This is a genomic window from Pigmentiphaga daeguensis (assembly GCF_039523035.1).
Classification (GTDB): domain Bacteria; phylum Pseudomonadota; class Gammaproteobacteria; order Burkholderiales; family Burkholderiaceae_B; genus Pigmentiphaga; species Pigmentiphaga daeguensis.
Genome location: NZ_BAAAEN010000013.1, coordinates 138,247 through 162,210, shown reverse-complemented (window position 1 = coordinate 162,210; position 23,964 = coordinate 138,247). Strand labels below are relative to the sequence as shown.

Below are 23,964 nucleotides of genomic sequence, written 5' to 3'. Positions count from 1 at the left end.
CAGGCACTGGCAAAACCATACCTTGCAAATCCCGGGCCCATCAATCAGCAGAACCACGTTTCAGATCAAGGGATTGCGCATTGTTCAGGGCGGACTACATACCAATAACGGAGATATCCCATGCTTGCCAAGTTGATCCCTTCCGTCCGACTCGCGGCGTCGACCGCCGCCGCGGCCTTGTTGCTACTCGCTGCGGGGCCGGCCCGCGCCCAGCAAGCGCCGTGGCCGCAGAAGTTGGTGCGGATCCAGGTTGCGTTTGCGCCGGGCGCCTCGACCGACAATGTCACGCGCAAGCTTGCCGCCATCATGAGCAAGTCGCTGGGGCAGGCCGTGGCGGTCGAGAATCGGCAAGGGGCCATGGGCGCAATCGCCATGAGCTATGTGGCACGAGAGAGCCCGGATGGCTATACGCTGGCGGCCAACGACAGCAGCAGCGTCATCGTGCCCAATACCACCAGCAAGGTGCCGTATAACCTCCAGCGCGATTTCACGCCGATCGCCGCGGTGATGTTTTCTCCACTCGGCATAGCGGTCAAGGGAGACAGCCCCTTCAAAACGCTGCAGGACTTCATCCGGGCTGCCAAAGCTCATCCAGGTCGACTGACGTACGGCACCGGCGGTGCGGGAAGCAGCACGCATCTTGCCATGGCGGAGTTGGCCAATGAGGCGGGCATCGAATTGACCCACATTCCGTATAAAGGCGCGGGCGAAGCGCTGCTAGCGCTGATGGGTGGACAGATCGATGCCCAGTTCGCGTCCCCCTCGACGGTGATGGGCCACATCGAGACTGGCAAGCTGCGCATGCTGGCCATCAGCGGCGATGCCCCGCCTGCGGCCCTGCCTGGCGTCCCGACATTCGCGAAGGCCGGCTTGCCCAATTACAGCTTCTTTAACTGGATTGGCTATTGGGCCCCCAAGGGTACGCCCACGCCAGTCGTCGACCGCCTGCAAAGGGAGATTGTGGCAGCACTGGCAACGGATGAAATGAAGGCTTATGCGCAAGCCATCGGCGCGACGCCGCGCGTGGAATCCGGCGAGGCATTCGCACAACTGATCGAGCATGAGAATGCGCGTATTGCTGGGCTGGTGGCCAAGTTGAACATCGAAAAACAATGACGGTGTTCTTTGCTGGATGACGATACGAGCGACAGGCAGATGGCCCCCGGCGGGAGCCTTTCGCCGTCGGGCGGCGAAGGGCAGCATGCCACGGCTCGTGCGCCGTTGCGTCGCGCTGCGGCGCAACAGGCCTCCTTTTGCCCTTTGATCTTCACGCACCAAGAGCAGGCGGGCCGAACGAAATGCCCGCCTCGCCCGGTTCGAATTCACCGCGCCGCGCGGTGGGTCAATCGACATTCAGGTCCATTTCCTTCACCCGCGAGCCCAGGCGATCAACATCCTGCAGCCGCTGGTCGGCGAACTTCACAGGAAGGGTCCTGCGCCACATCCGGCGCGTCGTCCAGGATCTCGTATTCAAAGCTGATTCCGCACCCACCTGGCTGCTGCCTAACTCCCTCCGCTGCCCCGCCCGATCTCGCGCAGTAGCACCTGAATCGGCGCCAGCGACTCCATCATCTCAACGGGCGTAGTGCCCAGGTTGCCGGGGAGCTCAGCCCGGAAAAAAGCGGGCCGACGTGCATTGACGCCCTCGCCGGCGTTCACGAACTTGATTACCGCGAACCGCTTACCCCGGCATTCGTCGCACATGGTCATCGACGAATTGGGCAAGTCCGAGGCCCATACCCTATCTGGCAGCACGCCGGCCAGCGCCCTGACACAGCCCCCGGAAGCAGGTGGCCGATGGCGCTGCGCCCGCCGGATGCGGCCGCATGGCTAGGGTTGACCAGCGAGCCGGGCGGCGCGTCGGTCGTAACCGGCAAGACGGCGCCTCGTTGTTGGGAATGTCCGGGCACAGCAGCGCCTTCGGGCCACAGACCGCGCAGGCGAGCACGTAGATCGGCACCAGGTTCAGCGCTCGGCAGCTGCGGACCCGTGGACGCGACCGACCACGCGACCGACCAGCTATCGCCGGCACGAAAGCCGTCAATCAGAAGATGGGAGAGGGAAGGATACGTCCAATCTTCTCAAGAAATCAGCGACGAGCACGTTGAATGCTTTCGGATTGTCTAGGTTCGAAAAGTGCTTGGCCGCAGGAATCACGTGCAATTCGGAACCGGGAATCGCCGCCTGTAGCTCTTGCGCAGCCTCCACCGGTGTGCTGGTGTCTTCGGCGCCGACGATGATCAGCGTGGGCCGCGCGATGCGCCCAGCGCAGGAGCGTAGATCCTGGGCGACGATCGAGGCCAGTGTGCTGAGGTAGGCCCCCGGGGGCATCGCGCTCACCCATCGAGCGTACCGATCGCAAATCGCAGCGCTAGTTCCGAGTGCCGTGCGGCTGGTTACGTAGCTTTTCGCAAAAGCTTCCATTCCGTATTGATCCACCTCCCGACGTACAGCCGCCACCCGGGCTGGGCCGCCTGGCCGCCCGCCAAGCGAAGTGTCCGCTAGCACAAGCGCCGACACTGCCTGCGGACGCAGAAGAGCCATGTGCATCGCAGTTTGGCCACCCATCGAAATGCCTAGACAAACGGCGGATTCCACGCCGCAATGCGCAAGCAAGGCCAACCCCATTCTTGCAGACCGCTCGATGGAATACTCATTGCGGCACGTCGAGCTGCCATGGCCGATGGCGTCCCAGGCCAAGATCCGATGCGATCCCTCGAATGCGGCGATGGTCTCGTCCCACATAGAATGAGTACCACCCAGGCTATGTATCAAGACAAGCGTCGGGCCAGAACCTCGATCGATATAGGCGATGTCCTCTCCGTCGATATGGAGATGTTGAATGGCAGTGTTGTCGTCGCTTGCTCCGAGCGCGACATTGGCAGGGCGGTTCATTGCGAATCTCCAGTCGATGTAGTGACGAGGTGTTGCATAGGCAGGACGGGCGACCCGGCGAAAGACAATGAGTCGGGTCGGGCAATCGAGCTCGTCCTTGCAACAAGCTTAGAAGGCCACACGGTTCATACAAGGAGCGCGCAGCAGCTCGCTCAGCTTGTTGGCTCGGGTAACGATCAATTCGGCGAGGTGGCGCTCGTCCTTCGGGCTGAAGCGAAACTCTGGGACGGTAATGCACAGGTCGCCGAAAACTTGACCGCTTTCGCCAAATACGGGGGCGGCCAGACCGACGGCACCGGGCGTCTGTTCCCCCTTGCTGATTGCATAGCCACGCTCGCGAATCCTCCGAAGCTCTCTCATGATTACCGCAACAGACGGCGGCGCGAATCCCGTGGCCGGAGATGCCGTCACCCTATTTATCACGGACTCCACGACAGCGCCCGGCAACCAAGTAAGAATCGCCTTTCCGCTCGCACCCCATGCCAAGGAGCGAAGTTCGTACATACGGACGCGATATCTCAAGGGATGGCGCGAATCCACTTTTTCCACAAACGACATTTGACGCGATGCGGGCAAGTACAACCCGAGAAGACATGTTTCGTTGCACCCCTCCACCACGTCACGCATGATCGGGCGCGCCACCTCCAGCGAGGGTTGGCCCTGCATCGCAAGCGCGCCCAGTCTCGAAAATTCGCGTCCCACGCAGTACCGCCGCATGGGTGCGCGTTCTGCGAATCCAAGCTGCACCAATTGGTGGAGCAAACGATGTGTGGTACTCGTAGGAAGACCCAGTATTTCGGATAAGCGCTTCACCGAAATTTCTTGCTTACCTTCCACGAGAACGCGCAGTACGGCGAGAAGGCGGCTGGCTGTACCGGTGTCACCGTTCACGGTCATGCTCCACGCCCGCCGGCCCAATCGCCTTCACTGGTGTGCGAGAACCGGCTGGCGTGCCTGATCGGACCGAGTCCACGCTGCCAGAGCGCGCCGATACCGCGGATACCCCTTGATAACCGAGTATTTGCGACAGCTGGCCAGCGCCGACACGCAAAGAGTGGGCGTAATCGTTGAGTTGGCTTTGATCGAATCGCTGCTCGGGAATCGTGACGACCATGGAAGCGACAACATGGCCGCTCACGTTGAAGACCGGCGCACCGATTCCCACCGCGCCCGCAAGTCGCTCTCCGAAAGACGCGACCCACCCCTGGGTTCGTGTGGCTCGTAGTTCGGCATCAAGCTTGCGTCGACGCACCGTGGTATGCGGCGTCAATCGTGGTAGTCCGTTGATTTCCAGAATGCGTTCGCATTCCGCGTCCGGAAGAAAGGCGAGCAGCGCCTTCCCGCTAGCACCAGCGTGTAAGGGCTTGATCTCTCCAACCTCTAATGCGTACTGAAGCGGCTTATCGCATTCTTCGATTGCGACGCAGACGCCAGTTCCGTATTCCTTCGAGTAAGCGTTCAGCGTCACGGTTTCACCCAATTCGTCTGCAAGTTTGCGCATTATAGGGCCTGCTGAGCGCTCTACCGATACGTTTCTGCGGAGCGACGCGCCTAACGTTAGCGCGTTCAGGCCAAGCGAATAGGTGCCAGCAAGCCTGTCGTGAACCAGCAGTCCTTCGCCCACCAGCAATCCCAACAGTCGTCCAGCAACCCCTTGTGGCATGCCGAATGCGGCGGCAATGTCTGCCATGTCGGCTTGGCGATCAAGATCGCCCACGAACCTGAGCAGGGCGATGGCATTCGCAACACTCTGCATACTCATGATTATTCCCTTCCTCATTCAGGGCTCGTACGCCGGTTACGGATGTCGCCTCTCTCGGGCCGTTACCGGGACAGCGCATTGTCAAGCCGGCTGTCCGGACGCGCGCCATGTCATACCGGCCACGCACGTTCTGCCACGCTTCGGGGACCAATCATAAAGACCAGGCGTTGCCCGTCGCAACGCGGAAATCCCGGCAAACGGAATTATGGGGCAACCGTGTTGACCGGTCTTTCGCGAAGCTTCCAGAATCGCCTCATGCCAAAAGAGCCAATAGGAGACCGACCGTGCACAGATGCCTTCGAGTAGTTTCTTCTCTTGCGATGTGTGCGGTATGTGCGTCCGCGACGGCACAGGCGTCGGAGTCTGGTCCAGCGGGCTATCCAAGTCGCCCCATCCGCTGGATCATTCCCTATGGAACGGGCGGCGTGACGGATATTTTCGCGCGCGCGCTGGCGAGCGAACTGTATCCGTATCTGAAACAACCAATCGTAATCGACAATCAGCCGGGTGCCACCCAAGTCATTGGTGTAAAGAGTGCGCTTCGGGCACCGGACGATGGTCAGACCTTGCTGATGGGCAGCGTCACCAATCTTGCCATCAATGTGTGGACGCAAAAGCACCTGCCTTACGATCCAATCAAGGATCTCGCTCCGGTCGGCATGCTCTTCACATCGCCGCAATTCTTGGTCGTTCGCTCGTCGCTGCGGGTCGAGTCGGTGCGCGATCTGGTGGCACTTGCCAAGGCCAGGCCGGGGGAAATCACATATGCCTCGATCGGCGTGGGCTCTTCCGCCCATCTGGCGGGAGAGTTGTTCAAATCCCTCGCGGGAATTGATATCCGCCACATTCCCTACAAGGGCACCAGCCAAGCCATTACCGACATAGCGGCCGGGAGAGTGGACATGCTGTTTACCGGCGGCGGCCTCTCCTACGTGGAGGGGGACAGAGATCGGCTGCGCATCCTTGCGACGACGTCGACCACTAGGTCGGCTGCCGCGCCCGGGATTCCCACGATGCAAGAAGCCGGCGTTCCCGGATACGAGGCATCACTCTGGTTCTCACTCATGGCGCCCGCGGGCACGCCTGCGGCGATTGTCGAGAAAATCAATCACGCGGTCAATCTAGTCTTGGGGAGCCAATCTTTCAAACAGAAAACCGACACATTGGGGGTGGACGTCACGCCCAGCACACCAAACCAACTCGCCGAACGCATTCAGGCCGAAATTCCCAAGTGGGGAGCGGTCATTACCCGCTTGCCCGGCGGCGGGAACTGAGGCCATCGGACGAACGGGCGGATGACAGTAACAAACCATATGGAACGTGGCAGATGGCGGATCACACACTCAACATAGCAATCATCGGTGCAGGGATCGGCGGTTTGGCCGCAGCGTCCCTGCTGCGCAGCATCGGACACCAAGTGCGGGTCTTTGAACAGGCTGGACAGTTTGGACGAGTCGGCGCAGGCATTCAGATGACGCCCAACGCAATGCAGGTGCTTCGCCGCCTCGGGCTCGAGCCGGCATTGCGCGCCATTGCGTACGAGCCCGAGATCGCGCTTAGCCGCGAATTCGATAGCGGGAGGATTACCAATCAGTTCGCGATTGCAGCAGCAATGGAGCACAAGTACGGGGCGCCGTTCTTCGTCTTGCACCGGGCCGACCTGCACGGTTTATTGGCCGCCGATCACGCGCAGGACAGCATCAACTTCGGAAAGAAATTAGTCTCACTGGAGCAGGACAGTCGAGAAGTGAGACTACGATTTGCGGACGGGTCAGTAGCACACGCCGATCTGGTGGTGGCGGCCGACGGGGTTCATTCGCTGGTCAATACCATTCTTTTCGGACGCCAAGATGCAGTTTTCACCGGCAGAGTCGCCTACCGCACGACATTTCCCGCGGCGTTGCTCGGCAGCCGGCCGCTGGATCCCGCAAGGACGAAATGGTGGGGCCCGGACAGGCATATCGTGATGTATTACGTGACCGCAAAGCGCGACGAAATCTACTTCGTGACGAGCCAGCCCGAAGATGCGGCGTGGCTTACCCAAGAGTCCTGGTCGGCCAAGGGCAATCTGGACGAACTCAGATCGGCGTTCTCCGAATTCCATCCCGACGTACAGCACGTTCTGCAGTGCTGCCCCGACGTTCACAAATGGGGCCTGTTCATCCGCGATCCACTGGCTCGGTGGAGCAACGGAAGGGTCGTGCTTCTCGGCGATGCGTGCCATCCCATGCCGCCATATATGGCGCAGGGAGCCGCCTCCGCTTTGGAGGATGCCGCTGTGCTAAGTCGATGCGTCGCGACAATGGTCGATAACGGGCCGGCCGAGATGGCCAAGGCCTTCGACCTTTACGAGGGGACGCGCAAACCAAGAGCGTCCCGCATTCAAGCCGCCTCCGGCGCCAATAATTGGATGCGACACGCCTCGGAGGCCAATCCCGATTGGGTCTATGGCTACAACCCCTGGAAGGCACCGCTCGTCTCGATGGACCGGGCCATTTCAAGAGAATCATGATGACAAAAGACAACCCTCGCGAGAAATGGGCCTTGCCCCGAACCGTGGTCAAAGCGGGCGAAAATTGGGCACTGGTATGTGGACGATGCAATCGATGCGGGACTGTCGTTTTCCCGCGACCGCCAATTTGTCCGGTCTGCCTCGACGAATCGTTGGAGCCCGATCTTGTCTGCGATGGCGGGATTCTTTACAGCTATTCGATCGTGCACGCTGTCCGTGCAGGGTGGACCTCCCCTTACGGTCTGGCCTACGTCGACTTCCCGAACGGCGTGAGAATTTGTGGCCCCCTCGATATTCCCGCCGACGGGCACATTTCTTTGGACTCGCCCGTGTCCCTGACCGTCGGAGAGCTGCGAGTCGATGCCGAGGGCGTTTCATGGCTATCGCACAGGTTCAGCGCGTTGGGAAGCGGTGCGAAACATGGCAAGGAGAGTATGCGATGAGCAAGGTAGCGATTATTGGCGCCGCAATGTCCCGCTTTGCTAAACGACCGGACGCGAGCTTGCAGGACATCGGCTGGCCGGTCGTGCTTGCGGCCCTGAAGGATGCCCAGGTCGATCGCAGTGCCATCGATGCGGTATACGCTGGCGCTGCATATAGCGGCCGGCTGGTGGGTCAGCGTGTTTTGCGTACCCTTGGGATGACGTCGATTCCGGTCACGAATTGTGAGAACGCATGCTCGAGCGGAGCAACGGCATTTCGCGAGGCGTGCCTCGCCATCAAGCACGGCGAGATCGAAGTTGCGCTGGTTCTCGGAATCGACAAGCTCACTGCGCTTGGCGGAGGCGTATTACCCGGACAGCCCGACGACTGGGAAGTGGAAGTCGGATTGAGCATGCCTGCGCTCTATTCAATGCGCGCACGCAGATACATGCACGAACATCGACTTGATGCGAACGACTTAGCCATGGTTGCGGTAAAAGCCCATCGGCATGGGGCGCTCAATCCCTACGCGCAATTCAACAATGAAATCACCGTGGAGCAAGTCGCCGAGGCGCGTCCGGTGGCAGAACCGTTCACGTTGTTGCATTGCTGCCCGACAGGCGACGGCGCCGCTGCCGTGATCGTGTGCTCCGAGAACTATGTCCGGTCTGCTGCCCGCAAGCCGGTCTGGGTGGCGGCGACAGAACTCAACTCGGGACGGTATATGACCGGGTTCAGGGACTTGACCACACCTGAGATCACCGTTCGCGGCGCCAAGGAGGCCTATGAATTGGCAGGCATCGGCCCCGAGGACATCGATGTTGCGGAAGTGCATGACGCATTTACCGTCGCCGAACTGCTTTACTACGAGGCGTTCGGGTTTTGTGAGCGGGGCGGCGCATTGGACTTGCTTCGTTCGGGAGCGACATCGCTGGGTGGCCGGATACCCGTGAATGTCAGCGGAGGATTGCTGTGTAAAGGACATCCGGTCGGCGCCACTGGCATAGCGCAGATAGCCGAGGTGACTTGGCAGCTGCGCGGAGAAGCGGGAGCGCGACAGGTAGTCGGTGCACGCACCGCGCTGACCCATTGCACTGGCGGAGGCATCGCTGGTTTCGATCACGGGGCCTGCGCCATCAACATCTTCTCGACCTGACGCATCGAGCCGCCTGTCGGCCAATGACGCGGCGTGGGCCAGTTCAGTTATCCGCACGCAGGCGAGCCGCCATCGCCAAGTCTGCTCAGCAACACAAACAGAATCTGAGGCTTGAGGCATGATCACGAAGGATGAAGAGGAAGCTTTGTCTATGGACGCGCCGCTGCAAGGCATGCGGGTGCTCGATTTCACCCTGTTCCTATCCGGTCCGTTCGGCACGCAGATTCTGGGCGACATGGGAGCTGACGTCATCAAGGTCGAACCGGCAAACGGCGATCAAACCCGGTACTTGCCGCCGAATTTCGTCGCCGGAGACAGCGCGTATTTCCTCTCGGTAAACCGTAACAAGGAGAGCATCCAGATCGACTACAAGACCCCGGATGGGCTCGCACTGATCGAACGGCTGGCTCAAGAGAGCGATGTATTCGTGGAAAACCAAAAGCCCGGCAATCTAGCCAAGTATGGGATCACTTACGAGCGGCTGTCCGCGCTCAATCCGCGGCTGGTATGGTGCTCCATTAGCGGCTTTGGCCAACAGGGCCCGTATGCCGGCCGCCCTGCCTACGACATGATTGTGCAAGCCCTGTCCGGCGGGATGAGCATGACGGGGGAGAGCGATGGGAAGCCCGTTCGTTCGGCCATCCCTATCGGTGATATCGCTGCCGGCATGTATGCCGTCATGGGCGTGCTGGGCGCGCTGCATGCGCGCCATCGCACGGGCAAGGGGGCATACATCGACATCTCCATGCTCGACTGTCAAATCGCCATGCTGTCTTATCAAGCCGCCTACTATCTACATTCCGGACGCATACCGGCGCGCCAGGGTAGGGGCCACGAATCCATTCCGAGCTATCGCGCTTTCACTGCGGGCGACGGCGTTGACTTCGTGGTCTGCGCGAATACGGACCGTATGTGGCACGCCTTATGCGATGTTGCCGGAGTAGGAGCCTGGGGGCGGTCCGCCCATTTTCTCAGCCGACAAAATCGGTATGAACACCGACACGAGATATGGCGCGTCCTCGAAGACGCCCTACTAGCCCGCCCGGCAGCCGAATGGGTCGAACTCCTGCATAGTGCCGACGTTCCGGTCGCCATGGTCAACACGGTCGACCAGGCCCTAGCAGACGTACAAGTCCGGCAGCGCGGCATGGTGCTAACGCTCGAGAGCGAAGCAGGCCAGCGTGTTTCCGTTGCCGGCAACCCCGTGAAGATGACCGGCATCGACGAAAGCGCCTACCGTTATCCTCCCTCTCTCGGAGCTGATACCAAAAGCGTTCTCCAGCGCCTGCTGGGCATAACCGAGGAGGAAGCCCAGGACCTCGCTCGCAGGAAAATCATCAACATCAACGGCTGACGGACCCCGTTATCCGTCGTACGCGAGGCCGACGCCGCCAGACAGGACAATCCCATTTTCTTCAACGTCAACAACTCCGGCTGGCTTGCCAGCTACCAGGGAGGCAAGGGCGGCTGGGATCCCGCGACGCCGGTCACGCGTACCAATTATTCGGGCGCGGACATCGTCAATGGCGGCGCCTATGTCAGCACCAGCGACACGGACAAGATCGGCGCTGCGCTCAAGCGCGGTTTCGTGTATGTCAACGTCGCCTCGCGCAGCCGTGGCGCCGTCGCTCCCGCGGGGGTCTACGAGGACGGTGTCTATCAGGGCAAGGCGCCGGCGGCCATCGTCGACGCGAAGGCGGCGGTGCGTTATCTGCGCCTGAATGACGGCGCCATGCCGGGCGATGCCAGCCGCATCGTGGTGAACGGCACGAGCGGGGGCGGCGCGCAGAGCACGCAATTGGGCGCCACGGGCAACAGCGCGGATTATTTCCCTTACCTGCAGGCCATCGGTGCCGCCGGCATCGACAAGGACGGCAAGAGTTCCATCGGCGATGATGTGTTCGCCATCGTGGCCTATTGTCCGATCCAGGACATGGGCAGCGCCGATCTGGCCTACGAGTGGATGTTCAATGTGCTGGATACGCGCGCGCTGGTTGCGGCGGACCAGTTGGCGGGGAAGATCGTCGATGCCGGCGGGACCCCGTTGATCCGGGCTTCCAATCCCGATCCGGCCGGCAGTGCCGAGTTGATGAACGCCTTCAAGGTCTACCAGGCCGGTCTGGGGCTGAGGAACGATGACGGCTCGGCGTTGACCGCGGACAACATGCTGGCCGCCATCCAGGCGGAGATCAAGAAGGCCGCGACCCGTCAGGTCAAGGCGGGCAAGCCGTTCGTGGCCTACGGCGCCTATGGGGATGCCGCGGGCAACGGGGTGGGCGGGGGGAGCGGGACGCTGCACTATCTGAATGACTTCATCGGCACGGACGCCGCCGGCACGGTGACGTTCTTCGATATGACGAAGTACTTGAAATTCGTCGCCACGCAGGCGCGGCTCAAGTCCGTGCCGGCTTTCGACCGGAGCGGCCAGAGCGCCACCGCCGCGGGTGCGGTGACCACCGATGGCGCGGGTACGGTGAACAGCGCCGGCGGCGAGTCCAATCTGTTCGGCACCGCCTCCCAGGTCTATTCCAACTTCACGGAGTATGGCTGGAACCACAACGATGGCGCCAACGGCACCGACAGGCAGGACGGCGTGGGCCTGGCCAGCACGGGCTACAGCTGGGCCGCGAATCCTCAGCGGGATTTCCTGCTGAACCAGTACAAGATGATCAACGCGCTGCCGTACGTCGGCAAGACCGACGGCATCACGCCGCACTGGCGCATTCGCGTGGGCGCGCGGGATCGGGATACGTCCTTTACCGTGGCTTATAACCTCAGCCGCGCGCTGAAGGCCGATCCCAAGGTCAAGGACGTCGACTACGCCCTGCAGTGGGATCAGGGGCACGCCGGCAACTACGACGTGCAGGAGGCGATGGCCTGGGTCGACCGGGTACTGGCCACGGCCGAGTAGGTTGAATGGGGGCGGGACGGCTCCGGTTGTCAGACCGCGATCATCTCCCGCACCCCTTGCGCATCCATGTCCGCACCCAGCCCATTGGCCACGATTTCCCCCCGGTTCATCACCCAGTACCGGTCCGCGATCGCTTTCGCGAAGTCGTAATACTGCTCGACCAGCAGCACCGTCAGCCCCATTTCGTCGACGAGGCGGCGCAGCGTCCTGCCGATTTCCTGGATGATCGAAGGCTGGATGCCTTCCGTGGGTTCGTCCAGGATCAACAACTGCGGTTCGCTCATCAGGGCTCGGCCGATGGCCAGTTGCTGCTGCTGGCCGCCCGAAAGATCCCCGCCGCGCCGGGCCCGCATGTCCTTGAGTACCGGGAACAGCGCGTAGATGTGCTCGGGCACGCCGGCGGGCGCCTTGCGGCTGGCGGCCCCGACCAGCAGGTTTTCTTCGACCGTCAGGCGAGGGAAGATGTCGCGCCCCTGGGGCACGTAGGCGAGGCCGCGGGCGACGCGTTCGTAGGTGGGCAGTCTGGTGAAGGGTTGGCCGCGCCAGGCGATGGTGCCGCTTTTCGTCGGCACGACGCCCATCAGGCAGCGCAGCAGGGTGGTCTTGCCGACGCCGTTGCGGCCGAGCAGCACGGTCAGCTTGCCGTCGGGCACGGTCATGGAGATGTCGCGCAGGATGTGGCTGCCGCCGTAGAACTGGTTCAATCCTTCAATGTTCAGCATCGTCCGTTCCCCGCAAGTTCAACGTCCCAGATAGGACTCGATGACGGCTTCGTCCCGTTTCACGTGGTCCAGGGAGCCTTCGGCCAGCACGCGGCCTTCGGCCATGACCGTCACGCGGCCGGTTTCGCCGGCCAGCGCGGCGACGAACTCCATGTCGTGTTCGACCACCATCATGGAGCAGGTGCCGCGCAGGCGGTTCAGCAGCACGGCCAGTTCCATGGTTTCGTCGTCGGTCATGCCGGCGGCGGGCTCGTCCAGCAAGAGCAGGGCCGGTTGCTGCATCAGCAGCATGCCGATCTCGAGGCGCTGCTTCTGGCCATGCGAGAGTTCGCCCGCGAGCCGGCGCGCCTCGCTTTCCAGGCGTATCACTTCTAGCGTGTGTTCGATCCGGGCCTGGGCCGCGCGGTCCAGGCGCGCGCGCAGCGACGCCCACCAGCGCTTGTCCGCCTTCATCGCGAGTTCCAGGTTTTCCCAGACCGGGTGCTGTTCGAACACGGTGGGTTTCTGGAACTTGCGTCCGATGCCGGTCTGGGCGATTTGCGGTTCGTTCAGGCGGGTGAGGTCGATGCTCTGGCCCAGGTAGACCTTGCCGGCGTCGGGCGAGGTCTTGCCGGTGATGACGTCCATCATCGTCGTCTTGCCTGCGCCGTTGGGGCCGATCACGCATCGCAATTCCCCGGCGTCGACCGTCAGGGACAGCTTGTTCAACGCCCGGAAGCCGCCGAAGCTGACCGTCACGTCTTCCAGGTAGAGGATGGTGCCATGCGACACGTCGATGGCGTTGGGCCGGACCACGTGCCCCAGGGCGGCGGCCCCGGACAGGGTGGGCTGGTCGAGGCCGTCGCCGAAGCCCGACGCGCTGCGCGGCGGCGTCTTCGCGTGGCCCATGGCAGGATGCGTACCCATCAGTGCGTGCTCCGCTTGAAGACGTTTCCGATCAGGCCCATGATGCCGCGCGGCAGCAGCAGCGGTACCAGTACGAAGATCAGGCCGAGGAAGAACAGCCAGTATTCGGGGAAGTTGGCGGTGAAGAAGCTCTTGGCGCCATTGACGGCGAAGGCGCCGACGATGGGGCCGATCAGGGTGCCACGCCCGCCGACGGCGACCCAGATCGCCATTTCGATCGAGTTGCCGGGCGACATCTCCCCGGGGTTGATGATGCCGACCTGGGGTACGTACAGTGCGCCCGCGATGCCGCTCAGGATGGCCGACACGGTCCACACGAACAGCTTGTAGCCCAGGGGGTTGTAGCCGAGGAACATCAGCCGGGTCTCGCCGTCGCGCACCGCGGTGACGACGCGGCCGAGCTTGGAGGTGACGATGGCGCGCGCGGCGATGAACGCGAGGACGAGCGTGGCGAAGGTCAGCAGGAAGAGCGCGGTACGGGTGCCGGGGTGGGTGATGGCGAAGCCGGCGATGCGCTTGAAGTCGGTGAAACCGTTGTTGCCGCCGAATCCGGTCTCGTTGCGGTAGAACAGCAGCATCGCGGCGAAGGTCAGGGCCTGGGTAATGATGGACAGGTAGACGCCCTTGACGCGCGAGCGGAACGTGAAGAAGCCGAATATCCAGGCGACGGCCGCGGGCACCAGTACCACCAGCAGCAGGGCGTATCCCAGGTGCTGGGTGCCTTCCCAGTACCAGGGCAGGGCCTGCCAGTTCAGGGACACCATGAAGTCGGGCAGGTCGCTGCCGTACACGCCCTCGTTGCCGATGGAGCGCATCAGGTACATGCCGATCGCGTAGCCACCCAGCGCGAAGAACAGCGCGTGCCCCAGGCTCAATACGCCGCAGTAGCCCCAGACCAGGTCCAGCGCGAGCGCACCGATGGCGTAGCACATGAACTTGCCGGCCAGCGTCATCGCGTAGGCGGACAGGTGAAAGGCGCTCGTCTCGGGCATCACCAGCGCGCCGACCGGCACCCCTATGCCCACCGCGATGCTCAGCGCCAGCAATGCGAGCCAGGCGTTGCGCGAGAGCAGCGCCGGACGCGGCGGCAGGCCCAGCGTCCGTCCGATGTCCTGGCCGGCGGCGGACGGGATCCCCGGCATCGTCGATATCGTGACAGCCATCTCAAGCCTCCGCGCTACGGCCCTTCAGGGCGAACAGGCCCTGCGGGCGTTTCTGGATGAAGAGAACGATCAGCACGAGCACCGCGATCTTGGCGAGCACGGCGCCCCAGAACGGTTCGATCGCCTTGCTGACGAGACCGAGTCCGAAGCCGCCGATCACCGTGCCGGCGATCTGGCCGACCCCGCCCAGCACCACGGCCATGAAGGAGTCGATGATGTAGCTCTGGCCCAGGTCCGGTCCCACGTTGCCGATCTGCGACAGCGCGCAGCCTCCCAGTCCGGCGATGCCGGCGCCGAACGCGAACGCATAGGCGTCCACGCGCGCGGTCCGCACGCCGACGCAGGCGGCCATCCGGCGGTTCTGCGTGACCGCGCGCACGAACAAGCCCAGGCGGGTCCGCGTGAGCATGGCCCAGGCCAGCGCGACGACCGCCAGCGAGAACGCCAGGATCGCGATCCGGTTGTACGGCAGGATCAGGCTTTGCATGACGGTCACGCCGCCGCTCATCCATGAAGGGTTTTCCACCTGGACGTTCTGTGCGCCGAAGATCATGCGCGTGCCCTGGATCAGGATCAGGCTGATGCCGAAGGTGGTCAGCAGCGTCTCCAGCGGCCGGCCATAGAGGTGCTTGAGGACCAGGCGTTCGATGACCGCGCCGCCGAGCGCCGCCGCCAGGAACGCGACCGGCACCGCCACCAGCGGATACCAGTCGAACGCCGCGGGCGCGTAGCGATGGAACAGTGTCTGCACGACGTAGGTCGCGTAGGCGCCGATCATCAGGAATTCCCCGTGCGCCATGTTGATGACGCCGATCAGTCCATAGGTGATCGCCAGGCCCAGCGCGGCCAGCAGCAGCACGCTGCCGAGCGACAGGCCGGCGAACAGCGTGCCGGCGATCCGTCCGCGGCGCTCGATGCCGTCCAGCGTGTCGAGCCCTTGCTGGGCGACGGCCCGTACCTGCGGGTCGGGTTCCTGCCATGCGCCGGTCGCCGATTTGGCCGTCAGCGGGCGCAGCAGTTCGTACATGCCCGGATCCTTGCGGGCGGCGACGAGCTTGACCGCTTCGAGCCGGGTCGCGGCATCCGGGGCGTGCAGCGCGGTCATCGACCATAGTGTGTCGAGACGCTGCTTCAGGGCGGGATCGGCTTCCCGCGCGCGCGCGGCGTCGATCAGGGGCTTCATCGACGGATCCGGACTCTTCAGCAGCGCGTCGATCGCCGCGCCGCGCGCGGCGGCATCGGGCGATGCGAGCTGCAGGCCGGCCAGCGCGCCGGCGACTTTCGCGCGCAGCAGATTGTTCAGCGTGACAGGCTGCGCGGCATCGGCCACGTCCTGGCCGACCGGCCTGCCGGTCGCCGCGTCGCGGGTGGTCTCGTCCGACCGGATCAACAACTGCCCCGCGTCGGTGGCCAGCGCGTTGTCGTCGGAAAGCGCCTGGAGCAGCGCGAACGAGGGCTCGTCTCGCGTCTCGATCAGTTTGTCGATCGCGGCCAGCTTGGCATCGAAGTCGTCACCGCCCAACGGAGCGATGTCGGCGGCGTCGAGCGCGAAGGCCGCCGGGCCGGGGCACGCGAGCGCCGCCGACACGGCCACGGCGCGCAGGTATTGGCGCAGGTTCATGTGGGGAAGACCGGGTTGGACAAGGACAGGAATCCGCCGGGACACGACAGCCGCGCCGTGTCCCGGCGTCGGGCTCAGGCCAGGCCGGACTGGCGCGCCAGTGCGGGAAGCGAGCCGACGACATCCGGCTTGCCCTGGTTGCCGGGAATGTAGGGGCTCCACGGCTGCGCGCGCACCGGCGCCTTGGTGCGCCAGACGACGTTGAACTGGCCGTCCGCGCGCACTTCGCCGATCATCACCGGCTTGCGCAGGTGGTGGTTGCCGTCCATCTCCAGCGTGAAGCCCGAGGGCGCGGCGAACTTCTGGCCTATCATCGCGGCGCGCACCTTGTCGACGTCGGTGCTCTTGGCCTTCTCGACCGCCTGTTTCCACATGTGGAGACCGACGTAGGTGGCCTCCATCGGATCGTTGGTCACGCGCTTCGCGCCACCCGGCAGGTTGTTCTTCTTCACCCAGTCCGCGAACATCTCCTTGAACTTCGTGTTCTCCGGATTGCGCAGCGACATGAAGTAGTTCCACGCGGCCAGGTTGCCGACCAGCGGCTTGGTGTCGATGCCGCGCAGTTCTTCCTCGCCCACCGAGAACGCCACGACGGGCACGTCGGCCGCCTTCAGGCCCTGGTTGCCGAGTTCCTTGTAGAACGGCACGTTCGAGTCGCCGTTGATCGTGGAAATGACGCAGGTCTTGCCGCCACGCGCGAAGGCCTTGATGTTCGCGACGATGGTCTGGTAGTCGCTGTGGCCGAACGGGGTATAGACCTCCTGGATGTCGGCATCCTGCACGCCCTTCGATTGCAGGAAGGCCCGCAGGATCTTGTTGGTGGTGCGCGGGTAGACGTAGTCGGTGCCCAGCAGGAAGAAGCGCTTGGCGCCGCCGCCTTCCGCGCTCATCAGGTACTCGGTCGCGGGGATGGCCTGCTGGTTGGGCGCGGCGCCGGTGTAGAACACGTTGCGCGACATTTCCTCGCCCTCGTACTGCACCGGATAGAAAAGCAGGCCGTTCAGTTCTTCGAACACGGGCAGCACGGACTTGCGCGATACCGACGTCCAGCATCCGAACACGGCGGCGACCTTGTCCTGCGAAATCAACTGGCGCGCCTTTTCCGCGAAGAGCGGCCAGTTCGACGCCGGATCGACCACGACCGGCTCGATCTTCCTGCCCATCACGCCGCCCGCCGCGTTGATCTGGGCGATGGTCATCAGCGCCGTGTCTTTCAGCGACGTTTCCGAGATCGCCATCGTGCCCGACAGCGAATGCAGGATACCCACCTTGATCGGCCCTTTGTTCGCACCTTGCGCGAATGCGGAAGGGAGTCTGCCGGCGATTCCCGCCAGGCCCGCTGCCGATGCGACCTTCAGAAACTCACGCTTTTTCATTGATCGTCCTTGGAAGTGGAAGGTTGTATTTCGTCTTGGATACAAGACTGCATTGAAGATGCAACTTCCGGGCCAGCGGATGAGCCGGCGGCGCCGGAGCAGGGAAGGGGGATTCAGCGGGCTGTTCGCGTCTTGTCGTGATAGATGTCGGTGCGTGGCGGCGCCATGCTGGTGCGCCCCGCACGCATCCCGGGAGCTTCAGGCCTGCTCGCGCGACGCATAGCGTTCGCGGGCGGTCTGCATCATGTACAGCGTGATGCGCTTGACTTCGGCCTGGCTCTCGGCGATATGCGCACGGACCATCTGCCGCGCGAGCGCGGCGTCGTTCTTGCCGATGGCGTCCAGGATGTCCGCGTGCTCCTGGTAGGTGGCGGCCACGCGCGGCGGTTTGGTGAAGTCGAGGCGGCGGATGATGCGTATGCGTTCGGCCACGTCCGTATGCATCCGGGCCATCTCGAGGTTGCCGGTCGCGGCGACCAACCCCGCGTGGAAGCCCTCGTCGAGCGCCGCCGCCCTGGCCGGATCCTGCTCGCGCATTCCGGCTGGCACGCACCAGATCTCCCGCAGCGGATCGAGCTGCGCCGTCTGGCGCCCGGCGACGATACGGTCGATGGCCGTCGTTTCCATCATCACGCGGATCTCGTACAGGTCCTCGAAGTACTTGAAGTCGAAGGTCCGCACCTGCCAGCCGCTCTTGAAGTGCACGTCCACGTAGCCTTCGCGCAACAGCCAGAACAGCGCCTGCCGCACCGGAGTGCGGCTGACCTGCATGCGCGCGGCGACGTCGCCTTCGCTGAACTTGTCGCCGGGCAATAGCCGGAAATCGAAGATGTCCGCCTTCAACCGGGTGTAGATCTGTGTCGCGAGGTTGTTCGCGCCCTGCGCCGGTTCGCCCGGCACGCGGTTGTCCGCCATAAGGAATTCCAGAAACGGTTATGAAGCGGCGGTCATGCCAGCGATACCAGGGGGTCGCCGGCGCTGATCATCATGCCGGGGCGGCAATGCAGGCTCTTGACCAGGCCGTCGTGCGGCGCGGAGATGTGGAATTCCATCTTCATGGCTTCCAGGATCAGCAGCGAGTCTCCCGCCTTCACGGTTGCCCCGGGTTCGACGAGCAGCTTCCAGACGTTGCCCGTGATGTCGGCGGCAACGATCGAGCCCGTCGGATCGTCATGCGCGGTGGTGGCCTCATCCGGGCCGTCGTCCGCGGTGCCAGCCTCGTCGGACTGGGTCGCCCAGCGGGCGACCTCCGCGTCGAACGCCTGCTTCTGGGTGGCCCGGAGCACTTCCAGCTCCGGTTCGATCCGGGCCAGGAAGGCGTTGTACTCACCGAGATCGAAGATCTCTTCCTCGATGCGCACGCCCTGGCGGCCCTCCCGGAAGTCATTGCGCAATCCTTCCAGCTCGCTCTCGGTCACCGGGTAGAAGCGGACCTGGTCGAAGAAGCGCAGCAGCCATGGCTTGCCATCGACGAACGCTTCGTTCTTCAGGAATTTGTTCCAGATGGGCAGCGTTCGTCCCACCAGTTGGTATCCGCCGGGCGAATCCATGCCGTATATGCACATGTACACGCCGCCGATGCCGACCGTTCCTTCGGCCGTGTAGGTTCGCGCGGGGTTGTACTTCGAGGTCAGCAGGCGATGGCGCGGGTCGACCGGTACCGCGCACGGGGCGCCCAGGTAGACGTCGCCCAGGCCAAGCACCATGTAGCTCGTCTGGTAGATCGTATCGTGCACGTCCTGCGTCGAGGCCAGGCCGTTGATGCGCCGGATGAACTCGGTGTTGCTGGGCAGCCAGGGCGCGGTATCGCGCACCGACTGCCGGTAGCGCGCCACGGCGTCCAGCGTCGCCGAGTCCTCGTAGGCCATGGGCAGGTACACCACCCGGCTCGGCACTTTCATCGTCGAAATGCCGGCCAGCGTCGCGTCGGTTGCCGCCAGCGCCTCGACAAGCGCCCGCTGGCCGATGGTCCGGCCGTCGTAGCGCACCTGCAGCGACCGCACGCCCGGCGACAGTTCCAGCACGCCGGGCAGGGCGGCCGCCTTGAGCGCCTCCATCAGCGCATGGACGCGGAATCGCAGGTTCAGGTCGAGCACGTTGTCGCCATACTCGACCAGGATGTACTTGTCGCCGGCCTGGCGGAAAACGGTCTTGGGACGTTCACCCTGCGCGGGCGCCTCGAACAGGATGGGCGAGCCGCGGCGCGTGGAAAATGCCGGCGCATCGATCGATGTCCCGTTCCAGTCGCGGATGAACGCATCCTGCCGCCGCTCCAGCGCGAGCGCCTCGTCGAACGACATCTCGCGAAAGCGGATGCGGTCGCCAGGCTTGACCTGTCCGACTTTCCACAGTTCCGCCTTGGCGATCGTGACCGGGCAGACGAATCCGCCCAGGCTCGGGCCGTCGCGCGTGAGGATAACCGGCATGTCGCCAGTGAAGTTGATGCTGCCGATCGCGTACTCGCAATCGTGGATGTTCGACGGATGCAGGCCGGCTTCCCCTCCGTCCGAGCGCGTCCATTCCGGCTTGGGCCCATTGAGCCGGATGCCCAGGCGGTTCGAGTTGTAATGGACTTCCCACTGGCTGGCGAAGAACGTCTCGATCGATTCCGGCTTGAAGAAATCGGGGGCGCCATGCGGGCCGTACAGCACGCCTATTTCCCATTCCCGCCCGTAGGCGGGCACGAGCGCGGAGGGTAGCGGAGCCGGGGCGTGGATCGGCGCCAGGTCCGCGGTCGCGGGCAGTGCGGGATCGGCAATCGGCAGCACGTCGGCCGGGCGCAGCGTGCGCCCGGCATGTCCGCCAAACTGGCCGAGCGCGAACGTCGCCCGGCTGCCCAGGTACAGCGGCACGTCCAGGCCGTTGCGCACGGCCAGGTAGGTCCGGCAGCCGCTCGTTGCCTTGCCGATCTTCAGCGTCTGGCCGGCCCGGACCGTGACCGGCGCCCAGAATTCGACCGGCGAGCCGTCGAGCCGCGCATCCGTGGGCGCGCCGGTCAGCGCGATCACGGTGTCGCCGTGAAAGCGCAGTGTCGGACCGAGTACCGTGGCCTCGATGCCGGCCGCGTGCTCGTTGTTGCCCACGATGCGGTTGGCCAGACGGAATGCCCAGTCGTCCATCGGACCCGATGGCGGCACGCCGATGTCCCAGTAGCCCACGCGCCCGGGATAGTCCTGGATGGTGGTGTAGGTGCCCGCGTCGATCACCTCCACGGCCGACGGGCGGTAGGCGAAGTCGTCCAGATAGCGGGTCGAGACATCGCCGTCGCGGAACCCCCGGCTCGCGATGACCTTGCGCAGGTAGTCGAGGTTCGTCGCGATGCCCGAGAGGCGGGTCGCGTCGAGCGCGCGCGCCATCGCCGCGATCGCGGCGGGCCGGTCTGCCCCGTGGACGATCAGCTTGGCGATCATCGGATCGTAGTGGGCCGATACCTCGGTGCCAGTCTCCACCCAGCTGTCCACCCGGACGTCGGGCGGAAAGCCGACCTCGGTCAGGGTGCCGGGGCTGGGCGAGAAGTTGCGCAGCGGGTTCTCGGCGTAGATGCGCACCTCGATCGATGCGCCCTGCGGCGTGATCGCCCGGTCCAGGGCGGGGGGAGTGCCGGCCGCCGTCAGGATCATCCATTCGACGAGATCTATGCCGGTCACGCTTTCGGTGATCGCATGTTCGACCTGGAGCCGTGTGTTGACCTCGAGGAAATAGAAGGCCTGCCGCGCGGCGTCGTAGATGAACTCGACCGTGCCGGCCGAGCGGTAGCCCACGGAGCGGCCCAGGTTCTCCGCCGCGGCCAGCAGCCTGCCGCGTACGTCGGGCGGAAGATCCGGCGCGGGCGTTTCCTCGACCACCTTCTGGTTGCGCCGCTGCAGCGAGCAATCGCGCTCGCCCAGCGCGACCACCTTGCCGTTGCCGTCGCCGAAGATCTGCACCTCGACATGGCGTGCGCGGTCGAGGAAGCGTTCGACGAATACGCCGCCGTTCGCGAAGAACGATTGGCCCAGCCGCTGTACGGACTCGAAGGCGGCGACCAGTTCGGCTTCGTCGTTGCAGCGTGTCAGTCCGATTCCCCCGCCCCCTGCCGTGCTTTTGAGCATGACCGGATAGCCGATGACCCGGGCCGCTTTGCGCGCGCTGTCGACATCCGCCAGCAGGCCCGATCCGGGCGTGAGCGGAACGCCCGCCCGCCGGGCCAGCTCGCGCGCCTCGTGCTTGAGGCCGAATTGCTTCATCTGGAGCGCGGTCGGTCCGACGAACGCGATGCCTTCGGCCTCACAGCGCGCGGCGAACTCGGCGTTCTCGGACAGGAAGCCATAACCGGGAATGATGGCCTGCGCGCCGGTCTGCCTGGCCGCCTCGATGATCAGGTCGGCCCGCAAGTAGCTGTCGGCGGCGGTGTCGCCTCCCAGCGGCACGGCCACATCGGCCGTGGAGACGTGCAGGCTGTTGCGGTCCGCGTCGGAGTACACCGCCACGGAGCGGATTTTCATCCGCTTGAGCGTGCGAGCGATGCGGCAAGCGATCTCGCCTCGATTGGCGATCAGTACGGTATCGAACATGTGGGCTCCGGTTCAGGAACGTGACGGCTCGTTGCTGGGGCGCCGACTGTCGAGGTAGCTCGCCCAGCCGCCGAATTCGGTGATGTCGCTGGCGTCGTCCAGCGCATAGGGTTCGCAGATGAAACCCTTGACCTGCCGGCCGTCGGCGAGGGTCAGCGTGCCGATGCCCAGCGGCGCGGGAACGCCGGCGACGAACGAGCCGAATGCCGCCGCGGGTACGTCCCATAGCTCCACCCGTATCGGCGCGCCGTGGTCCGCCCGCACGAGACCGGGCTTTGGCGGCGTCGTGTTGGCCAGCGCATAGAGCCGATAGTTGGCGGCGGTCGTGGTCGATTCGACGAACCGGGCTGCCCGCGACGTCAGTTCGTGGTTCAGCGGCATGCCGCGCAGATGGGCGCCGACTACCGCCACGCGGATGGATTCGCCTGTCGTGTCGAGGTCCGCGGATCCGGCGGCGGGGATCCTGCCAGCGGCAAGCGGCAGCCCCGTTGCGCCTCGCGTCAGGCCGGTCGCTTCGTGCCACGATGCGGCGAAGCCGGCAAGTGCCCGCTCGCGCCAGGCGTCGCCGATCAGGGTGATGCCGAACGGCAGTCCGTCCTCGCGCAGGTTCGCCGGCACCGCGACCGCGCTCCAGTCGAGCAGATTGACGAAATTCGTGTACTTGCCCAGGTTGCTGTTCAAGCGTATCGGATCGGCCAGCAGTTCGGCGATCCGGTAGTGCGTCGGGGCGGTGGGGACCAGCAACGCATCGAACTGCGCCAGCAATGTGTCGGCACGGCGCTTCAGGTCCGCGAGGCGGTAGATGCCGTCGAAGGCATCGGCGGCCGAGAAATCGCGCGCCTTGAAAATGACGTCGCGGACGACGGGATGGATGTCGGTCTCGTGTCCTGCCGCGAAGGCGCGGATGGCCGCATACCGCTCGGCCACCCAGGGGCCGTCGTAGAGCAGGGCGGCCACGTCGTCGAAGACGGAGAAATCGACGGGTACGCATGTCGCGCCGCGCGCTTCGATATGTGCGACCGCGGCCTTGAAAGCCTGGTCGGACAGGTCGTCGCCGAAGAACTCCGGAACCGCCGGAATGGCGAAGCGCGGGGCCGCAGGGAGACGCCATGTCGCCGACCCCGCCGGCGCGGCTCGTGAGAGTCCATCGGCCAGGTCCAGCGATGCGGCGACATCATGGACGCGAACCGCGTCTTCCACCGTCGTCGAGAACACCGACACGCAGTCGAGCGTCCGGCAAGCCGGCACGACGCCGGTGTTGCTGAACGCGCCGCGCGTGGGCTTGAGGCCGACGATGTTGTTCAGCCCCGCAGGCACCCGGCCGGAGCCCGCGGTATCGGTTCCTAGCGAGAACGGAACGATACCCCGTGCGACCACGGAGGCCGAGCCGGAACTCGATCCGCCCGATATGTATTCGGGGTCGAAGGCGTTTTCCGGTATGCCGTAGGGCGATCGTACGCCGACGAGCCCCGTGGCGAACTGGTCGAGATTGGTCTTGCCGATCAATATCGCGCCGGCCTGGGCGAGTCGCGCGATCAGCGTCGCGTTCTGCGCAGGCGTGTAGGCGAACGCCGGGCAGCCCGCGGTGGTCGCGAACCCGACGGCATCGATGTTGTCCTTGGCCGCGAACGGCACGCCGTACAGCGGCAGCTTATCGATGTTTCCGTCGACCGACCGCAGCCGGCTTTCGAGCGCCGCCAACTGGGCCTGGAGCACCTCCGGGCTGGCGATCGAAATCCAGGCCGGATCCGGCCCCGCCAGGGACTCCAGCAGTTCGCCAAGCAGGCGTGCCGGTTGTGCGCCGTCCCGGTATGCGTCGAGCCAGTCGGAAATCGTCCATCCGCGCATCTGGTATTCCCTCTTGTGTACAAGTTTGGAGGGACATATTCAAGAGCCGTGCCAGGCGCGCTGCCATGCGGCTTTAGCCGTGCGGGCGGCGAGATGAGGGGGGATGCTCGGCCGGC

At 64.3% G+C, this 23,964-nt stretch carries 18 protein-coding genes and 1 pseudogene; 7 read left to right on the top strand and 12 right to left on the bottom strand.

Features of this window, described 5'->3' with window-relative positions:
- The first annotated feature begins 120 nt into the window (after nucleotides 1-120).
- Nucleotides 121-1,116 (top strand): Bug family tripartite tricarboxylate transporter substrate binding protein, encoded by a 996-nt coding sequence (locus tag ABD104_RS17325; protein WP_338617979.1) that lies wholly within the window; start codon nucleotides 121-123, stop codon nucleotides 1,114-1,116.
- Between the two features lie 226 nt (nucleotides 1,117-1,342).
- On the opposite strand, the gene ABD104_RS17320 is transcribed toward ABD104_RS17325, so the two are convergent.
- From ABD104_RS17320 to ABD104_RS17305, 4 genes are all read right to left on the bottom strand, one after another.
- Nucleotides 1,343-1,474 (bottom strand): hypothetical protein, encoded by a 132-nt coding sequence (locus ABD104_RS17320; RefSeq protein WP_338617980.1) that lies wholly within the window; start codon nucleotides 1,472-1,474, stop codon nucleotides 1,343-1,345.
- 566 nt (nucleotides 1,475-2,040) lie between these two features.
- Entirely contained in the window at nucleotides 2,041-2,895 is an 855-nt protein-coding gene (locus ABD104_RS17315) for an alpha/beta fold hydrolase (protein WP_338617981.1), read from the bottom strand.
- A gap of 108 nt (nucleotides 2,896-3,003) precedes the next feature.
- Nucleotides 3,004-3,786, bottom strand: coding sequence for an IclR family transcriptional regulator (locus ABD104_RS17310; protein ID WP_338617982.1), 783 nt, complete (start codon nucleotides 3,784-3,786; stop codon nucleotides 3,004-3,006).
- Nucleotides 3,776-4,657 (bottom strand): IclR family transcriptional regulator, encoded by an 882-nt coding sequence (locus tag ABD104_RS17305; protein ID WP_338617983.1) that lies wholly within the window; start codon nucleotides 4,655-4,657, stop codon nucleotides 3,776-3,778. Before ABD104_RS17305 ends, ABD104_RS17310 begins: the two co-directional genes overlap by 11 nt.
- Nucleotides 4,658-5,082: 425 nt before the next feature.
- Between ABD104_RS17305 and ABD104_RS17300 the strand changes: the two genes are divergently transcribed.
- The 6 genes and pseudogenes from ABD104_RS17300 to ABD104_RS17275 all read left to right on the top strand — a co-directional run.
- Nucleotides 5,083-5,931, top strand: a complete 849-nt coding sequence (locus ABD104_RS17300; protein WP_343927924.1) for a Bug family tripartite tricarboxylate transporter substrate binding protein — start codon at nucleotides 5,083-5,085, stop codon at nucleotides 5,929-5,931.
- Between the two features lie 53 nt (nucleotides 5,932-5,984).
- Complete coding sequence (locus ABD104_RS17295; RefSeq protein WP_338617986.1) at nucleotides 5,985-7,169, top strand: FAD-dependent monooxygenase; 1,185 nt, start codon at nucleotides 5,985-5,987, stop codon at nucleotides 7,167-7,169.
- Nucleotides 7,166-7,612, top strand: a complete 447-nt coding sequence (locus tag ABD104_RS17290) for a Zn-ribbon domain-containing OB-fold protein (protein WP_343927923.1) — start codon at nucleotides 7,166-7,168, stop codon at nucleotides 7,610-7,612. The genes ABD104_RS17295 and ABD104_RS17290 overlap by 4 nt, the downstream gene beginning before the upstream one ends.
- Nucleotides 7,609-8,748, top strand: coding sequence for a thiolase C-terminal domain-containing protein (locus tag ABD104_RS17285; RefSeq protein ID WP_338617988.1), 1,140 nt, complete (start codon nucleotides 7,609-7,611; stop codon nucleotides 8,746-8,748). Before ABD104_RS17290 ends, ABD104_RS17285 begins: the two co-directional genes overlap by 4 nt.
- A 118-nt stretch (nucleotides 8,749-8,866) precedes the next feature.
- Nucleotides 8,867-10,102 carry a CaiB/BaiF CoA transferase family protein gene (locus ABD104_RS17280; protein WP_338617990.1) on the top strand — a complete coding sequence of 412 codons (1,236 nt, stop codon included), beginning with the start codon at nucleotides 8,867-8,869 and terminating at the stop codon, nucleotides 10,100-10,102.
- Between the two features lie 48 nt (nucleotides 10,103-10,150).
- Nucleotides 10,151-11,659 (top strand): annotated as a pseudogene (locus ABD104_RS17275) (subtype B tannase); the annotation flags it as partial.
- Nucleotides 11,660-11,688: 29 nt separating this feature from the next.
- Here the strand turns inward: ABD104_RS17275 and urtE are convergent.
- The 8 genes from urtE to atzF form a co-directional block, all read right to left on the bottom strand.
- Nucleotides 11,689-12,381, bottom strand: coding sequence for an urea ABC transporter ATP-binding subunit UrtE (urtE, locus tag ABD104_RS17270; protein ID WP_087837489.1), 693 nt, complete (start codon nucleotides 12,379-12,381; stop codon nucleotides 11,689-11,691).
- A gap of 18 nt (nucleotides 12,382-12,399) precedes the next feature.
- A complete protein-coding gene (urtD, locus tag ABD104_RS17265; RefSeq protein ID WP_338619127.1) occupies nucleotides 12,400-13,269 on the bottom strand; it encodes an urea ABC transporter ATP-binding protein UrtD in 870 nt (289 codons plus the stop codon).
- Nucleotides 13,270-13,286: 17 nt separating this feature from the next.
- A complete protein-coding gene (gene urtC / locus ABD104_RS17260; protein WP_425543344.1) occupies nucleotides 13,287-14,450 on the bottom strand; it encodes an urea ABC transporter permease subunit UrtC in 1,164 nt (387 codons plus the stop codon).
- A gap of 1 nt (nucleotide 14,451) precedes the next feature.
- A complete protein-coding gene (gene urtB, locus ABD104_RS17255; protein WP_343927922.1) occupies nucleotides 14,452-16,071 on the bottom strand; it encodes an urea ABC transporter permease subunit UrtB in 1,620 nt (539 codons plus the stop codon).
- A 74-nt stretch (nucleotides 16,072-16,145) separates the two neighbouring features.
- Nucleotides 16,146-17,447 carry an urea ABC transporter substrate-binding protein gene (gene urtA / locus ABD104_RS17250; protein WP_279816261.1) on the bottom strand — a complete coding sequence of 434 codons (1,302 nt, stop codon included), beginning with the start codon at nucleotides 17,445-17,447 and terminating at the stop codon, nucleotides 16,146-16,148.
- Between the two features lie 198 nt (nucleotides 17,448-17,645).
- Nucleotides 17,646-18,362 (bottom strand): GntR family transcriptional regulator, encoded by a 717-nt coding sequence (locus ABD104_RS17245; protein ID WP_087837485.1) that lies wholly within the window; start codon nucleotides 18,360-18,362, stop codon nucleotides 17,646-17,648.
- 32 nt (nucleotides 18,363-18,394) lie between these two features.
- The gene (gene uca / locus ABD104_RS17240; protein WP_343927921.1) at nucleotides 18,395-22,000 is read right to left on the bottom strand and encodes an urea carboxylase; all 3,606 of its coding nucleotides are present in this window, start codon (nucleotides 21,998-22,000) and stop codon (nucleotides 18,395-18,397) included.
- A 12-nt stretch (nucleotides 22,001-22,012) separates the two neighbouring features.
- Entirely contained in the window at nucleotides 22,013-23,848 is a 1,836-nt protein-coding gene (atzF, locus tag ABD104_RS17235) for an allophanate hydrolase (RefSeq protein ID WP_087837483.1), read from the bottom strand.
- Between the last annotated feature and the right edge of the window lie 116 nt (nucleotides 23,849-23,964).

What these genes read in the sequence shown, in the direction of transcription:
- ABD104_RS17285 (WP_338617988.1), top strand. Translation starts at nt 7,609, where the DNA reads ATGAGCAAGGTAGCGATTATTGGCGCCGCAATGTCCCGCTTTGCTAAA.
- ABD104_RS17245 (WP_087837485.1), bottom strand. Translation starts at nt 18,362, where the DNA reads ATGGCGGACAACCGCGTGCCGGGCGAACCGGCGCAGGGCGCGAACAAC.
- urtD (WP_338619127.1), bottom strand. Translation starts at nt 13,269, where the DNA reads ATGGGCCACGCGAAGACGCCGCCGCGCAGCGCGTCGGGCTTCGGCGAC.
- uca (WP_343927921.1), bottom strand. Translation starts at nt 22,000, where the DNA reads ATGTTCGATACCGTACTGATCGCCAATCGAGGCGAGATCGCTTGCCGC.
- urtC (WP_425543344.1), bottom strand. Translation starts at nt 14,450, where the DNA reads ATGGCTGTCACGATATCGACGATGCCGGGGATCCCGTCCGCCGCCGGC.
- urtB (WP_343927922.1), bottom strand. Translation starts at nt 16,071, where the DNA reads ATGAACCTGCGCCAATACCTGCGCGCCGTGGCCGTGTCGGCGGCGCTC.
- ABD104_RS17315 (WP_338617981.1), bottom strand. Translation starts at nt 2,895, where the DNA reads ATGAACCGCCCTGCCAATGTCGCGCTCGGAGCAAGCGACGACAACACT.
- atzF (WP_087837483.1), bottom strand. Translation starts at nt 23,848, where the DNA reads ATGCGCGGATGGACGATTTCCGACTGGCTCGACGCATACCGGGACGGC.
- ABD104_RS17290 (WP_343927923.1), top strand. Translation starts at nt 7,166, where the DNA reads ATGATGACAAAAGACAACCCTCGCGAGAAATGGGCCTTGCCCCGAACC.
- ABD104_RS17325 (WP_338617979.1), top strand. Translation starts at nt 121, where the DNA reads ATGCTTGCCAAGTTGATCCCTTCCGTCCGACTCGCGGCGTCGACCGCC.
- urtA (WP_279816261.1), bottom strand. Translation starts at nt 17,447, where the DNA reads ATGAAAAAGCGTGAGTTTCTGAAGGTCGCATCGGCAGCGGGCCTGGCG.
- urtE (WP_087837489.1), bottom strand. Translation starts at nt 12,381, where the DNA reads ATGCTGAACATTGAAGGATTGAACCAGTTCTACGGCGGCAGCCACATC.
- ABD104_RS17295 (WP_338617986.1), top strand. Translation starts at nt 5,985, where the DNA reads ATGGCGGATCACACACTCAACATAGCAATCATCGGTGCAGGGATCGGC.
- ABD104_RS17305 (WP_338617983.1), bottom strand. Translation starts at nt 4,657, where the DNA reads ATGAGTATGCAGAGTGTTGCGAATGCCATCGCCCTGCTCAGGTTCGTG.
- ABD104_RS17280 (WP_338617990.1), top strand. Translation starts at nt 8,867, where the DNA reads ATGATCACGAAGGATGAAGAGGAAGCTTTGTCTATGGACGCGCCGCTG.